The organism is Rhizobium herbae (assembly GCF_017873135.1).
Taxonomy (GTDB): Bacteria; Pseudomonadota; Alphaproteobacteria; order Rhizobiales; family Rhizobiaceae; genus Pararhizobium; species Pararhizobium herbae.
Genome location: NZ_JAGGJV010000010.1, coordinates 179803 through 193931 on the forward strand (window position 1 = coordinate 179803; position 14129 = coordinate 193931).

General features: G+C 63.0%; 12 protein-coding genes. 1 reads left to right on the forward strand and 11 read right to left on the reverse strand.

Annotated elements, in window-relative coordinates; genetic code table 11:
* Positions 1–29: 29 nt before the first annotated feature.
* The 6 genes from J2Z75_RS24410 to J2Z75_RS24435 all read right to left on the reverse strand — a co-directional run bounded on the left by J2Z75_RS24410 (position 30) and on the right by J2Z75_RS24435 (position 6132).
* The gene (locus tag J2Z75_RS24410; protein WP_209855624.1) at positions 30–1106 is read right to left on the reverse strand and encodes an ABC transporter ATP-binding protein; all 1077 of its coding nucleotides are present in this window, start codon (positions 1104–1106) and stop codon (positions 30–32) included.
* Positions 1103–2038: a PfkB family carbohydrate kinase gene (locus tag J2Z75_RS24415; RefSeq protein WP_209855627.1), complete on the reverse strand. Its 936-nt coding sequence runs from the start codon at positions 2036–2038 to the stop codon at positions 1103–1105. Before J2Z75_RS24415 ends, J2Z75_RS24410 begins: the two co-directional genes overlap by 4 nt.
* A gap of 1 nt (position 2039) precedes the next feature.
* Positions 2040–3062, reverse strand: a complete 1023-nt coding sequence (locus J2Z75_RS24420; protein WP_209855630.1) for an SIS domain-containing protein — start codon at positions 3060–3062, stop codon at positions 2040–2042.
* Positions 3059–3904, reverse strand: coding sequence for a carbohydrate ABC transporter permease (locus tag J2Z75_RS24425; protein ID WP_209855633.1), 846 nt, complete (start codon positions 3902–3904; stop codon positions 3059–3061). The genes J2Z75_RS24420 and J2Z75_RS24425 overlap by 4 nt, the downstream gene beginning before the upstream one ends.
* Positions 3904–4788 carry a carbohydrate ABC transporter permease gene (locus J2Z75_RS24430; protein ID WP_209855636.1) on the reverse strand — a complete coding sequence of 295 codons (885 nt, stop codon included), beginning with the start codon at positions 4786–4788 and terminating at the stop codon, positions 3904–3906. Before J2Z75_RS24430 ends, J2Z75_RS24425 begins: the two co-directional genes overlap by 1 nt.
* A gap of 105 nt (positions 4789–4893) precedes the next feature.
* Positions 4894–6132 carry an extracellular solute-binding protein gene (locus tag J2Z75_RS24435; RefSeq protein ID WP_209855639.1) on the reverse strand — a complete coding sequence of 413 codons (1239 nt, stop codon included), beginning with the start codon at positions 6130–6132 and terminating at the stop codon, positions 4894–4896.
* Positions 6133–6371: 239 nt separating this feature from the next.
* On the opposite strand from J2Z75_RS24435, the gene J2Z75_RS24440 reads away from it, so the two are divergent.
* A complete protein-coding gene (locus tag J2Z75_RS24440; RefSeq protein WP_209855640.1) occupies positions 6372–7598 on the forward strand; it encodes an ROK family transcriptional regulator in 1227 nt (408 codons plus the stop codon).
* Positions 7599–7601: 3 nt separating this feature from the next.
* Here J2Z75_RS24440 and J2Z75_RS24445 read toward each other — a convergent pair whose 3' ends face one another.
* The 5 genes from J2Z75_RS24445 to J2Z75_RS24465 form a co-directional block, all read right to left on the reverse strand.
* Positions 7602–8084 carry an anthrone oxygenase family protein gene (locus tag J2Z75_RS24445; RefSeq protein WP_209855859.1) on the reverse strand — a complete coding sequence of 161 codons (483 nt, stop codon included), beginning with the start codon at positions 8082–8084 and terminating at the stop codon, positions 7602–7604.
* Between the two features lie 135 nt (positions 8085–8219).
* A complete protein-coding gene (locus J2Z75_RS24450; protein WP_234937551.1) occupies positions 8220–9839 on the reverse strand; it encodes a GMC family oxidoreductase in 1620 nt (539 codons plus the stop codon).
* Between the two features lie 2 nt (positions 9840–9841).
* On the reverse strand, positions 9842–11371 hold the full coding sequence (locus tag J2Z75_RS24455) for an FGGY-family carbohydrate kinase (protein ID WP_209855646.1): 1530 nt from the start codon (positions 11369–11371) through the stop codon (positions 9842–9844).
* 187 nt (positions 11372–11558) lie between these two features.
* Positions 11559–12401 (reverse strand): class I fructose-bisphosphate aldolase, encoded by an 843-nt coding sequence (locus J2Z75_RS24460; RefSeq protein WP_234937534.1) that lies wholly within the window; start codon positions 12399–12401, stop codon positions 11559–11561.
* Positions 12374–14122 (reverse strand): glycerol-3-phosphate dehydrogenase/oxidase, encoded by a 1749-nt coding sequence (locus tag J2Z75_RS24465; RefSeq protein WP_209855647.1) that lies wholly within the window; start codon positions 14120–14122, stop codon positions 12374–12376. The genes J2Z75_RS24460 and J2Z75_RS24465 overlap by 28 nt, the downstream gene beginning before the upstream one ends.
* Positions 14123–14129: the final 7 nt, after the last annotated feature.

The window sequence follows — 14129 nt, forward strand, 5'->3', positions numbered from 1 at the left end:
GCTGGAAGATGCGATTTGTCGAAAGACCGTCAACCCAGCGCCAGTTCCGTTTCCGCGTCGAAGAGATGCAGAGCATCCTCGTCGAAGGTAAACGCCTGCTTCATGCCCACCGTCAGCTTCGTGCGCGGCGGCAGGCAGGCGGTCACCCGCTGTCCGCTCACCCTGCCCGTCACCACCAGTTCCGGGCCTGTCAGTTCGACAACCTCGATCTCGACGTCAAGCACGCGATGGTCGGCCGTCTCCCCCACCAGCCGAAGCGCTTCGGGACGAACGCCGAGCTTGACCCGGCGTCCGGCAGCAACCACATTTTTCAGCCGAACCGGCAAGGCGATGACCGCGCCTCCATCCAACTGCACGCCCTCGCCTGTGACCACGCCATCGAGCACGTTCATCGGCGGCGAGCCGACGAAACCGGCGACATAGAGCGTGGCCGGATGGTCATAGACCTCCTCCGGCGTGCCGAGCTGCTCGATCCGGCCGTTGCGCATCACGGCGATCCGCGTCGCCAGCGTCATCGCCTCGATCTGGTCATGGGTGACGTAGACGATCGTCGTGCCGAGCATCTGGTGCAGCCGTTTCAGCTCGGTGCGTGTTTCCATGCGCAGCTTGGCGTCGAGATTGGAGAGCGGTTCGTCGAACAGGAAGACCTGGGGCTTGCGCACCAGCGCCCGGCCGATCGCGACGCGCTGGCGCTGGCCGCCGGAAAGCTGGCCGGGCTTGCGATCCAGCAGATTCTCGATCTGCAGCAGCTTGGCCGTTTCCTGCACCGCCCTTTCCCGTTCAGCCGCTGGAACCTTGCGCATTTCGAGACCAAAGCCGATGTTTCGATGGACCGAGAGGTTCGGATAGAGCGCATAGGACTGGAACACCATGGCAATGTCGCGGTCCTTCGGATGCACACCGAGGATCGAGCGCCCACCGATCCGGATATCGCCGCCCGATGCCTCGGCAAGTCCGGCAATGATATTGAGCAAGGTCGACTTGCCGCAACCCGATGATCCGAGAAGCACCAGGAATTCGCCGCTTTCCAGCGAGATATCGATGCCCTTCAACGTTTCGACAGCGCCATAGGTCTTGCGGATATTCTGGATCTCGAGCGCGCTCATGATGCGGCCTCTCCGGTTGCGTCCGATATGGGGCCGCCATAGCTGCGGGGGAGCGTGGAAATGGCACGCGAGGCGACGGCGGTGCCTGCCTTGAGGCAATCGGCAAGCGGCTTGGCATCCGCAAGCGCGGCCAGGAAAGCGGCATTGAAGACATCGCCGGCACCGATCGTATCGACGACCTTGACGGCAGGGGCGGTTGCGGAAACCAGCGCGCCGTCGGCACCGATGGCGATTGCCCCCTCGGGACCGCGCTTGACAACGACAATGGCGTTCTTGGGCATATGACGCTTGATTTCCCGCGCTGCCTCGACCGGATCGGACACTCCGGAAAGCGTCGTCGATTCCACCTCGTTCAAAAGCGCGCAGCCACAGCGCGAAAGCCAGCCGCGCGTCGCCTCCCGGTTCGCCTCCGTCCAGCCGTCGAGCGGCCAGCCGGTATCGAGCGCAACCGTGATACCGTGGCTGTCGGCCCAGTCGAACAGCGCCGGATAGTCGCGCGTCAGATCGTCGGTGAGGAAGGAGCCGCAAAGCAGCGCGTAGCCGCCGGACAGGCGAGCACCGTCGAGGGCGGCAAACACGCAATCGAGCGAAAACCGCGGCAGATGTCCGCGCGTGGTGAAGAACGTCCGTTCCCCGTCGGGATGGGTAATGCCGACCGAAAGCGTCGTGCCCTCCGGGCGGATCGGCCATTTTTCGGCGCGGCTTCCGAAGGATTCGCGCAGCCAGCGACCGAATTCATCGGTACCGGTATTGGCGGCGATGTCAAAATCGACGCCGAGCGCGCCCCAGGCAAGGGCTGCATTTCCAGCCGAGCCGCCGACCCGCAATTCGTCGTGATCGACGATGATCTCCGTGCCCGCCTTCGGCCAGGGCTCCGCCGGCCCGAGGATCAGGTCGACATTGACATTTCCGATGACGGCAAGCGGACGCATCTCATTCGCTCCGGGTGATCTTGGTGGAACGCACCGGCGTTCCCGCATTCTCGACACGAGCCTCGGCAAAGGCGATCATGAAGCGCTGGGCAACCGGCAGCATCGAGAAGATAGCAGCCAGCCCTGTCGCCGGTGCGAAACTCAGCGTCGTCGTCCCCTCCACCGGCGGCTGTCCGGAAGCATCGAACATGACGATCGGAGCCCCCGTCTCCACCGCCGACACAGCCATTGCCGTCACCAGATCGGCGGTCGCGTCATTGCCTCTGAACAGCACAACGCCAACCATCGGACCCAGCATTTCCATCGGACCATGCCGCAGTTGCCCGCCCTCCAGCGAAAAGCAGGGATAGCGCGACAGTTCGGTCAGCCCGAGCGCCAGCGCTTCCGCCAACCCCTGCAGACGACGGCCGGAGGTCACCACGGTTGCGACATTTTCAAAGACGGCAAGCGCCGCGGCAACATCGTTGGTAGCGGGTGCCGCAAGCACGTCCAGCGCCGGGCCTGAATCCTCGCCCAGCGCCGAAAGGATCGCCAGGTGCAGCGCGAAACTGACCGTCAGGCTGCGGGTCGCGGCAAAGGCGAGTTCCGTACCGCCGGCACCGATGAGGCAAGGTGCCGTTCTGGCCAGAAAGGATGTCCCCTCCAGCGTCAGGCCGAATGTGTCCTTGTTGCCGCCGGTCTCGGTAAACCAGCGCAGGACTTCCGCGCTTTCTCCCGACTGCGAGGTGATCAGAACCGTCCGCCCATCGATCGACAACGGTTCTCCCAGCTGTTCGGACAAGGTGACCGCGATCGCCTCGACGCCAAGCGCCCGGTAGAGCGGCTCGACGGCCCGGTTTGCGGCATGCGAGCCGCCCATGCCGAGCAGCAACAGGCGACCGGTGGCCTTCAGCGATGCGGCAATGGTCTTTGCCCGTTCAGCATTGCCCTCGAAGGAAGCAATGGCATCGGCATTCTGCCGCGCCATTTCGCGGTCTATTGCCTGAAGCCCTATCGGGCGGTTGTCGTTTGAAGTCATGGTCATCCCTTGACGCCGCCGCTGGTCAGCCCGGAAATCAGGGCCCGTTGCATGACAAGACCAATCACCACGGGCGGCAGGGCGGCCAGCACACCCGCGGTTGCGATCAGTCCGTAATCGGAGACACGGCCGCCGGCGAGATCGGCGATGGCGACGGTCAATGTCTTGGCGCGCAGGTCCGAGGTGAACAGCAGCGCGTAGAAAAATTCGTCCCAGGCCAGCAGGAAGGCAAACAGCGCCGAGGTCGCCATGACCGGGGCTGCCAGTGGCAGGGTGATGATCCGCAGCGTCGCAAACAGCCCTGCGCCGTCCATCATCGCCGCCGCCTCGATCTCCCTGGGGATGGCATCGAAGCCGGATTTCATCAGCCAGGTGGTGAAGGGCGCAAGAATGGTCAGATAGACCAGCGCCAGCCCGAACACGTTGTTGAGCAGGCCGAGATGCGCGAGGCCGAAATAGAGCGGCACCGCAAGCGCCACCGGCGGCAGCATATAGGTAGCGATCACCATGTAAAGCGACCAGCCGATCGACGGCGTGCGCGACACGGCCCACGCCGCGGGAATGGCAAGCGCCAGCGCCGCGATGGTCGCCATGCCGGCAACGAGGATGCTGTTGACCAGAGACGCAACAAAGGCAGCACCGGCACTGTTTTCGACGCTGGAGAGCAAGACGCCATAACGCGAGAAATCGATGGATTGCGGCCACCAGACAAGCGGTTTGGCCGTCAGGTCGGCCGCCGGCGAAATGCTCATGATGAACAGCCAGAGGAGCGGCGCAAGGATCACGGCGGCGAGCAGCAGCGCGCAGGCATGGATGAAGACGGAGAAGACAAAACTCTGGCGTTCCATCAGGCGTTGCTCCCTGCGGTCCGGCGGACGAGGACGGCATAGGCCGCAGCCAGCACCGCCACCAGAAGCGTGACGATCAGCGCCAGCGAGGCCCCCGACCCCGCACGTTGGAAGGAGAATGCTTCCTGATAGACGAGGATCGACAGCGTGCGCGTGCTGTTGGCCGGCCCGCCGCGGGTCATCACCCAGATGATGTCGAATACCTTGAACGCCTCGATGGTTCTGAGCACCAGCGCCACCACCAGCGGACCGGCGAGATAGGGCAGGATGACGAAGCGGAAACGAGCGAAAGGACCGGCGCCATCGACCAGCGATGCGGCGGTGATATCGCGCGGCACCGCCTGGAGTGCCGCAAGCGCGATCAACGCCACCAACGGAAAGTTCTTCCAGCAATCTGCAACGATCAGGGCGGCCAGCGCCGTGCCGGGCTCGCCGAGCCAGGAACGGTAGGCGTCGAGCAAACCGATCTGGGTGAGCGCGGCGTTCAGCGCGCCATATTCCGGATTATAGATCAGCCGCCAGAGGGTGGCGTTGACGACGGTCGGCAACGCCCAGGGCAGGATCATCAACCCGCGCAGCACGGTGCGTCCGTAAAATTGCTGATTGAGGAGAAGGGCTGCAAGAACGCCCAGAACCATTTCCGCGAAGACGGAGACGACGGCAAAGATGGTCGTGGTCACCAGCGTCCGCTGGAAATTGGAGCCCGAGAGCGTCTTCACATAATTGTCGATGCCGACGAAATTGCCTGATGTGCCGACAAGTTTGGCATCGGTGAAGGAAAGCCCGATCGTATCGGCAAGCGGCCAGCCGATGACGGCGATCATGACGGCGAGCAGCGGCAGCATCAGCAGCCATGCGCGTGTGGTCATCGATGTCCCGGTCATGGGGCAACTCTTCCTGAAAAGTTTATGGGATGCAAGGGTTGATGGAAGGGTCCGGGCGGCAGGGAGGGTGCCGCCCGGAGATCGGTGGATGCGAGACGGAAAGTCTCAGAGACCGCTATTCTCGGCGGCGGTCTTCAGGGCATCCTCCGGACTGGTCTGGCCGAGCAGGGCTTCCTGAATAGCCTGCTGCAGCGCGACGGAAAGTTCCTGGTATTTCGGCGTCGTCGGACGCGGATACATGGCGGCCAGCGATTGCTTGGCGGCGCCGATCAACTCTTCCTGGTCCTTGCTGACGGCGGGGTCTTCATAGGACGAGGCCCAGATCGGCAGGCTGAGCTTGGCATACTGGTTCTGCACCGCCTGCGAGGTCATGAAGGTGATGTATTTCCAGGCTTCGTCCGGATGCTTGCTGGTCGCGGTGATGCCAAGGCCCATCGAACCGTTGACGGCCGAAACCTCGCTCTTGCCCGCAACGCCCGGCGCCGGAACGACCCCGACCTTGCCGGCCACCTTGCTGTCCTTGCCGGCATTGGCGAGGTTGTACATGTAGGTCCAGTTCAGCGCGAAGGCGGCTTCGCCGTTCTCGAACACCTTGCGGACATCTTCCTCGAGGAATTCCTTGGAATTCGGGTTGGAGATACCGGATGAGTAGCTCGATACCATGTATTTCAGCGCATCGAGGCCGCCGCCGGTCTGAAAGTCCGGCTTGCCATCCTTCAGGAAGTCACCGCCGTACGCGCTGACCAGCGTCGTGTAATCGCAGATCGCGGCTTCTGCCTGCGACCAGCTCCAGGCGATCGGGGTGGCCAGCAGGCCCTTGTCCTTGATGGTCTTTGCCTGTTCGGCAAGCTCGTCCCAGGTCTTCGGCGGCGTCTTGATGCCGGCTTTTTCGAGGATTTCCTTGTTGTAGAACAGGTATTTCGTGTCGAGGATCCACGGCATGCCATAATAGGCGCCATCATACTGAACCGTCGTCCAGGCGCCGGGCAGCACGTTCTTCTTCATATCGTCGGTGACGCGCGAGGAGACGTCGACCAGAACCTTGTTGCTGGCATATTCGGCCGGCCAGATCACGTCGAACAGAACGACGTCGTAGCCGCCGCCCGATCCCTGCGCCAGAACCGTCTTGTCGTGCAGGCCTTCGTAAGGCACGAATTCAAGATTGACCTTGACGTCCGGATTGGTCTTGGCGAAGGCCTCCGTCATGGCGCGCACGTCCGCCTCGCTATAGGCCGCCTGCGCCATGAACAACGCGTTCAGCGTCGTTTCGGCATAGGCATTGGTGGCAAAAAATGCACCGATCAGAGTGGCGCCGATGAGCGCGTTGCGCTTGGATTTCAACATGTTTTTCCCTCTCCAGTGATGGACAACAATCGTTTTGTCGGCGCGAAGCAACACGCGCCCTTCCGCAAACCGCGCTGTCGCGGTGTCCGGCATGCCTTGTCGAAGTGTCGCACGGCCACTAGGAGTGATCCCGTCAGCCGTTTTGTTCCCTTAAAAGCTCTGCGGCTCTTTTTATTAAGTCAATTGCTTTGACTTATTTCTTGTTCAATATTCTAATGGTGTCAAGAGGAATTTCCGGGATGAACGAGATGCGGCCGATCCGGGCCAAGAGTGGCACCAACCAGGAGGGCACCAGCGCCCACAACCGCCGCGTCATGATCGACGCGCTGCGGCTGAACGGGCAATTATCGCGAGCCGATCTCGCCCGGGCGACGAAGCTCACCAAGCAGACGGTATCCAACATCATCGAGGATCTGGAACAGGATGGGCTGGTGGTGTCGCTGGCAGCCGTTCGCAACGGCCGTGGCCAGCCCTCGACTCCCTATCGGCTGGTGCCGGACGGCGCCTTCGCCATTGGCCTGCAGATCGACCGGCATGTCACCCGGGCGATCGCGGTTGATCTCGTCGGCACCGTGCTGGTGCGCGCCCAGGCAAACCTGCCGCCGGGCGGCCCGGCCAATGGCGCCAAGGTCATCCTCGATCTCATCGAACATGTCCGGACCGAACTCGCCGGCGTCGCCGATCAGGCCGAAAAGCGGCTTGTCGGCCTCGGCGTCGCCATGCCCGGTCCGTTCGGGCTGGCGACCGACAATGACGATCAGTGGATGATGGCCGCCTGGCAGAACTTTCCGCTGCTCGAAACGCTCGCCGCCGGCACCGGACTTGAAGTCGCGCTTCAGAACGACGCCACCGCCTGCGCAACCGCCGAGCGCATGGTCGGCGCGGCCCATGGTATCGACCATGCTGTCTGCCTTTATGTCGGCTACGGCATCGGTGCCGGCCTTATCCTCAACGGCGAACTCTATGCCGGCGGCAACGGCAATGCCGGCGAAATCGGCATGGTGCTTTTGCCACCCAGCGCCCGGCACCCAACGCAGGCCTCGCTCGAACACCGCGCGTCGCTCGCCTCGCTCTACCAGCACCTCGGTGCCGATCCGGCCGAGCCGGGCCTTCACGAGCGGCTGAACACATTGGTGAACAACGACGATCCGGCGGTTGTGTCATGGATCGATGCTGCCGCCGAAGAGCTGCGCTGGGGCGTGCAGCTTATCGAGACGATCTTCGACCCTCAGACCGTCATCCTGTGTTCCAGCGGGCCGGAGATACTCACCCGCAAGCTGTTCGAGGCCATCCCTCCGCTGCTGCCGTCCAACGCCGACCGCCCGGACCGGTCAGCGCCGCGCCTGCAACTGGGGATGACCGACCCGTGGTCGGTTGCACTCGGCGCCGCCGCCGAACCGATCAGCCGAGCCTTCGACCCGCGCTTTTCGGCCATCCTCAAGACGCGAGCCAATGCGCTGGGCTGACGTTCAGGCTGCGCGAAAGGCCATGACGAAACAGCCCAATGCGCCGATGGACGACAGGGTGCGCACATGGTTCCACCGGACCCAATCGACCAGATAGGTCGACGACCACAGGCGGGCGGCTTCGTCGCTGCCCGGCTGCAACGCTTCGAGCGCATTGTTCATCGGCACATTGAAGACCATCGTCACCAGGATCGTCCCACCGAGAAAGAGGAGCCCGCCGGCGATCAGGTAAATCCGCGCCGGGCCGCCATGGACGAAGCCGCCGGCAACGAGGACAAGCGACAGAACTGCCGTCCCCATGAAGGCGAGCAGGAATAATGGATTGAGGATCACCACGTTGATCGCCTGCATGGCGGCGATGCCCTGCTCGGCGGGCAAGCGTCCGAGCGCGCCCATGATGCAGACGGAGAAGATGAAGAACAGGCCGGCATTGATGCCGGCGCCGAGCGCCGCCGAAAAGATCAGCAAGGGGAAAAGCGCAGCCATCATTTCAGATCCTCCCAGATACCGGTTGCAGCCGTTTCGCGGCGCCCGGTCGTACCGTAAGGAAACTGCGGCGTATAAGATTGTCAACCGACAAGCCAGACTGAAGCGCCCGCCCCTCGCCACAGCGGGTTCGCATCAAAGGCCTGAAGAAATCAGCTCCGCAGCCTTTTCGGCAATCATGATCACTGGCGAATTGGTATTGCCCGAGACGATCGTCGGCATGATGGAGGCGTCCACCACCCGCAATTTCGCCAGCCCATGCACCCGCAACTGCGGATCGACCACCGCCATCGTATCGCTGCCCATCTTGCAGGTGCCGACCGGGTGAAAGATCGTTGTCGCAATGTCGCCGACGCGGCGGATCAGGTCCTCATCGCTCTGATATTCCGTTCCCGGCAGCATCTCCTGTGGCCGGTATTTGCGGATCGCCCCGGCCTGCATCAAACGGCGGGCCTGACGGATGGAATTGGTCGCGACAATCCGGTCGCCTTCGGTCGAAAGATAGTTCGGCCGGATTTCCGGGGCGACAGAAAGCTCCGGCCCGCCGATATGGACAGTGCCCCGGCTTTCCGGCCGCAGGTTGCAGACGGACACGGTGACGGCGGGGAACTTATGCAGCGGCTCGCCGAGCCGGTCGGTGCTGAGCGGCTGCACGTGATATTCGAGATCGGCCGTCGCCACCGCCGGATCGCTCTTGGCAAAGATGCCGAGCTGGCTCGGCGCCATCGACAGCGGTCCGGACCGACGCAGCATATATTCGAGCCCCATGCCGGCCCGCGTGAACAGGTTGTGATAGAGCTGGTTCAGCGTCTTTGCACCCTCAATCCGGAAGACCGTGCGAATCTGCAGATGGTCCTGCAGGTTTTCACCAACACCCGGAAGGTCGTGAGTTGGTTCGATTCCGGCACGGGACAACACATCCGGCCGGCCGATCCCTGAAAGCTCCAGAATTTTCGGCGAGTTGATCGCCCCGGCGGACAGAATGACCTCGCGGCTGGCATGGGCGAAATGGGTCTGCCCGTTCAGCCGGAACCGCACGCCGGTCACCATCCTGCCGTCGAACTCCAGCCGCTCGGTTTCAGCACCGGTCAGTACGCGCAAGTTAGCCCGCTTCATCGCCGGGCGTAGGAAAGCCTTGGTGGTGTTCCAGCGCAGGCCGCCGCGCTGGTTGACCTCGAAATAGCCCGACCCCTCATTGTCGCCGTCGTTGAAATCGTCGGTTTTGCGAATACCGAGTTCTTCGGCGGCATCGCGAAAGGCGTCGAGGATCGGCCAGGAGAGACGCTGCTTTTCCACCCGCCATTCGCCGCCCGCACCGTGCATCGGAGATTTGCCGCGATAATTGTCCTCGGATTTGAGGAAAAAAGGCAGCACGTCGTCCCAGCCCCAGCCGGAATTACCCGCCTGCCGCCAACCGTCATAGTCGGCAGCCTGCCCACGCATATAGATCATGCCGTTGATCGACGAGCAGCCGCCCAGCACCTTTCCACGCGGATACGGCAAAGATCGGCCGTTCAACCCGGCTTCCGCCGCCGTCTTCATCATCCAGTCGGTGCGCGGATTGCCCATACAGTAGAGATAGCCGATCGGCACATGCACCCAGTGATACCGGTCGCTTCCACCAGCCTCAAGCAAAAGCACGCGGTTCTTCGGATCGGCCGAGAGCCGGTTGGCCAGAACGCATCCCGCCGATCCCGCCCCGACAACGATGAAATCGTAGCTTCCTGCATCAATGGCCTGATCATTCACATGCATGTTCACGCCGCCACTCCCGCAACAACAGGCTGCACCGCCGTCAAACGCCGCCAGAGCGGTGCCATCGCGTCAGTGATATCGTTATAGAGAGCGTAGCGCCGCGCATAATGCGCCTCAAGCGAGACGTTCGGACGATAATGCCGCTCGGTCTGCACCATCGCCGCCGCACCCGCATCGAAATCAGCGAAGATACCGACGCCGGTTCCGGCCGCAATCGCCGCCCCCAGTGCACCGGTTTCCCGCGACCGGGCCACAGTAACGGAAACGCCGAGCACATCGGCAAAGATCTGCGGCCAGATCAGGCTGCGCGATCCGCCACCGGAGAGAACCGCCTCGTTGAATACGGCGCCGGCCTTGCGGATCGTCTCGATATGCGCGCGATGACCGAAGACGACCCCTTCGAGCAGCGCGCGAACGAGATGCCCCTTGGTGTGCCAGCCGGCAATGCCATAGAAACCTGCCCGCGCATGGCCGTCCTGCTGCGCGCCATAGAGATACGGATGGTAGAGCGGATCGTCCGTCGCGGGCTCGACCGCGCCTGCCAGCGCGCAAGCTGCATCGAACGGCGAAACACCTTCCGTATGCTCGCCTTCGAAGAATTCCCTGACCAGCCATTCGAGATTGGCGGCCGAGGTGGCACTGTTTTCCATCGCCATATAGCGGCTGCGATCGAAGGTCGAGGACATGAACACCGGTCCGTCAAGGTCGGGACCGTCGATGATCACCTGGTTGATGCTCCAGGTGCCGGCAATGATCGAGGCGCTGCCGGTGCGCGTCACGCCTGAGCCGAGCGCCGAGGCAACGACGTCGAACAGCCCGCCGACCACGGGCGTGCCGGCAGCAAGCCCGGTTTGCCTGGCCACCTCCTCCGTGACCGTGCCGGCAATGTCGGCACTTTCGATCAACGGCGGCAGGAGGTCCAAACAATCGCCGAGGCCATAGGCCTCCATCAGCGCCTTGTCGTAGCGGCGCTTAGCAAGATCGAGCAGGCCGGCACCGGACATATCCGACACTTCGCTGACACGCTCGCCGGTGAGGCGGTTGACGATGAAATCCTTGGAGAAGAACACCGTGCCGATCCGGTTGAACTGCTCCGGGCGGTAACGCTTCAGCCAGGCCAGCAATGTCGGCGTCTGCGATGGCCACGGCCGCTGACGGGCAATCGGATAGGTCCGGTCGCCGATTCCGGATTCGCGCCACTCATCGACCAGTCCTGCCGCCCGCGTATCGATTGACTGGATACCAAGCAGCGGCGCGCCGTCGCGATCGAGCGCATAGAGACCGTTGCCATGCCCGGCGCAACCGATCGCGGCGATCTCCTCCGGCTGGATCTTTGCCTTTTCGATGCAGGCGCGGATGACCTGCCTTGCATTCGCCCACAGTTCGTCAAGCCCGCGCTCGACATGGCCGGGACACGGCATGCGGCTGTGCCCTTCTTGGGACGCAGCGGCGATTTCGTTGCCCGCCCGGTCGAAAATCACCGCCTTGATCACGGTGTTTCCGGCGTCGAGCCCCAATAGATATTGTTTCATTCTGCCCCCTCCCAAGGTTCTGACAGTCTTGCGCGGTTCGGGCAGAAAGCCCAGCGCCGATCCCCTCTTCTCCCCAGCGGGGAGAAGGTTGCCCGAAGGGCCGGATGAGGGGGCGGCAGGCTCTGAATTCGCCGCCCCCTCATCGCCTCGCATACGCTCGGCACTTCTCCCCGGTGGGGATCACCCCTTACCCCTGCTGATAGAGCGCAAATGCCTGTTCGCCGCTGGCGTTATCATGGATGATCGCCATCAGCCCGCGCACCACGGCACTCGGATTGGCGTGCTGGTAGATGTTGCGCCCATAGACCATGCCCATTGCGCCCTGCCGCATCAAGGCCGCGGATTTGTCGAACACGGCGCGCAAATCTTCCTTGCCGCCGCCGCGCACCAGAACCGGGCATCTGGCCGCTTCCACGACCCTGTGGAAATCTTGCGGGTTGTCGGTCGGGTCGGCCTTGACGATATCGGCGCCCATCTCGCGTGCGAGCCGCGTCAGCGTGACGATCTTGTCGGCATCGCCATCGACCATATAGCCGCCCTTCTCAGTCACCGGCTGCATCACCAGCGGCTCGATCATCAGCGGCATGCCGTATTTGTCGCAATCGGCCCGCACGCGGGAAATGTTCTGCACGCACTGGCGAAACAGGTCCGGCTCGTCCGGCAGCATGAACAGGTTGACGACGACGCAGGCCGCATCCATCTCGAGCGCGCCGATCAGCGGCTCGGCTTCGTTCTGCAGCACCGCCCACATGTCGCGGTGGCGGATACGGTTATACGGATTGCCCATGTCGATGCGCATCACCAGCGCCGGCTTGTCCTTGCCGGGAACGTCCTGCAACAGGTCCGCCTGGCCATAATTCATCTGGATGGCATCCGGTCCGGCAGAAACCAGCGCCTTGACGACAGCCTGAATGTCCTCCAGCCCGTTGAGGAAGGACGGTTCGTTGCAGACGCCGTGATCAATCGCCACGTCGAGGCAGCGGCCGCTGCCGAACAGCCGGTTCATCCGGACTTTGCTGTTGTGTCGCATTCTGTGCTCCTTGGTTCGTTCCTTGCGGAAAGCATATTTTCATCGATGCCGTGGCGTTCGCTGAGAAGGGTGAGAAAACGGGTCCGCTCGCTGGCGCGCTGCGCCATCGTCCAGCGCTTTTCCTGCGCCAGGAGGTTGAGTACGGCGTCCATCATGGCGAGCGAGAGTTCGCCCGAGACGGCGAGTGTCGTGCGCCGCAAAAGCAGGTCGTCGAGATGTTCGACGGCTTCATCGCGGATCAGAAACTGCAATTCGCGCGCCGAGTAACCGGTATGCGGCAGCGGCATATCGGGGCCTGCGGCGATGAAATCGGCGATTGCTTCGGCATCCGTGCCGTAACGACCGAAAAGCTCAACTACGCGCCTAGCGGACAGGCCGGTTGCAGCGGCCAGATGCGATATCCATGCGGCCCGATCAGAAGGAAATGCCCGCCCGCCGCCGATCGGCCTGTCGGTTGTTGCGACACGCCGTTGCCTGCCGAGTTTTTCCAGCGCCATATCGGCCGCCAGCTCTCCGAACGACCGGAACGTCGTCCACTTGCCGCCGATCATGCACAGCACCGGCGGCCCACCATCCTTGGTTTCAACGACCGTGCAGAAATGATCGCGTGGAATGCGGCCGGTAAAACTGTCGGTGCTGGCAGGCAGCGGCCGCACTCCAGCAAACTGGAAGACGATCTCCTGGGGCCTGATCTTGATATCCGGCAGCACGAACGCGAGCGATTGCAGGATATAGTCCCGCTCGTCGGCCTCGCAGCGCACGCTCTCCGGATCGTCGACGCGGATATCAGTGGAGCCGACCAGAACCTTGCCGAGATAGGGAAAGAGGATACAGATCCGCCCGTCTTCGTTCTCGTAGTAGATCATGTGATCGGCGAGAGCCGCGCGCAGCTCGTCATTGTCGATGATCAGGTGCGAGCCCTTGGTGCCGCCCATCAGCGGTGCCGGCCGTGCGTCCGACGAAAACAGGGTTTGATTGGCAATGTCGATCCAGCCGCCGGTGGCGTTGATGATCAACTTCGGCTCGACGAAAACCGCCGTGCCGCCGATACGATCCTCGATGCGATACCGGCCGTCTTCGGTCCGGCGCAGTTCCGCATAATTCAGCGCCATGGCCCCCAAGGTCGCTGCGAGACCATCCTGCAACAGCTCAATACCCAGCCGCTCCGGATGGCTGACCCAGGCGTCGAAATAGGTGGCGGAACTCTTGATATCAGGATTGAGCGCCGGCCACTTGGTCAGGGTCGTGCGCCGCCCGCGAAACTGGTGGCGCGGCATCAGCGCCCGCTTGCGCGTCAGGAAATCATAGATACTGAGGCCCGCCTTGATGGCAACCGCGCCCCGGCGGCTCGGCCGGCGACTGAGCCCCAGGAACCGGACGATGCCATTGCCGAGACCGGAAAAGATATCGAACACCGGCACCGTCGTCGGCAGCGGCGCGACATAATGCGGCGCGTTGCGCAACAGCCGGTCGCGCTCGACCAGCGATTCCTGCACCAGCTTGAATTCGCCGTTTTCCAGGTAGCGTAGCCCGCCATGCACCATGCGCGACAGCGCCGAACTGGCTCCGGAGCAATAGTCGTGCTTTTCGACGAGCAGCACGTTCAGCCCCTGCAGCGCCAGCTCCCGGAAGACGCTGATGCCGTTGATGCCGCCGCCGATGACACACACGTCCACCTTCGGGCTCTGGCGGAGCCCGTCCAATATCTCTTCACGTTTCATGATGGCG

Excerpts from the sequence above, each read along its gene's own strand:
- J2Z75_RS24410 (WP_209855624.1), bottom strand. The coding sequence starts at position 1,106 with ATGAGCGCGCTCGAGATCCAGAATATCCGCAAGACCTATGGCGCTGTC.
- J2Z75_RS24415 (WP_209855627.1), bottom strand. The coding sequence starts at position 2,038 with ATGCGTCCGCTTGCCGTCATCGGAAATGTCAATGTCGACCTGATCCTC.
- J2Z75_RS24420 (WP_209855630.1), bottom strand. The coding sequence starts at position 3,062 with ATGACCATGACTTCAAACGACAACCGCCCGATAGGGCTTCAGGCAATA.
- J2Z75_RS24425 (WP_209855633.1), bottom strand. The coding sequence starts at position 3,904 with ATGGAACGCCAGAGTTTTGTCTTCTCCGTCTTCATCCATGCCTGCGCG.
- J2Z75_RS24430 (WP_209855636.1), bottom strand. The coding sequence starts at position 4,788 with ATGACCGGGACATCGATGACCACACGCGCATGGCTGCTGATGCTGCCG.
- J2Z75_RS24435 (WP_209855639.1), bottom strand. The coding sequence starts at position 6,132 with ATGTTGAAATCCAAGCGCAACGCGCTCATCGGCGCCACTCTGATCGGT.
- J2Z75_RS24440 (WP_209855640.1), top strand. The coding sequence starts at position 6,372 with ATGAACGAGATGCGGCCGATCCGGGCCAAGAGTGGCACCAACCAGGAG.
- J2Z75_RS24445 (WP_209855859.1), bottom strand. The coding sequence starts at position 8,084 with ATGGCTGCGCTTTTCCCCTTGCTGATCTTTTCGGCGGCGCTCGGCGCC.
- J2Z75_RS24450 (WP_234937551.1), bottom strand. The coding sequence starts at position 9,839 with ATGCATGTGAATGATCAGGCCATTGATGCAGGAAGCTACGATTTCATC.
- J2Z75_RS24455 (WP_209855646.1), bottom strand. The coding sequence starts at position 11,371 with ATGAAACAATATCTATTGGGGCTCGACGCCGGAAACACCGTGATCAAG.
- J2Z75_RS24460 (WP_234937534.1), bottom strand. The coding sequence starts at position 12,401 with ATGCGACACAACAGCAAAGTCCGGATGAACCGGCTGTTCGGCAGCGGC.
- J2Z75_RS24465 (WP_209855647.1), bottom strand. The coding sequence starts at position 14,122 with ATGAAACGTGAAGAGATATTGGACGGGCTCCGCCAGAGCCCGAAGGTG.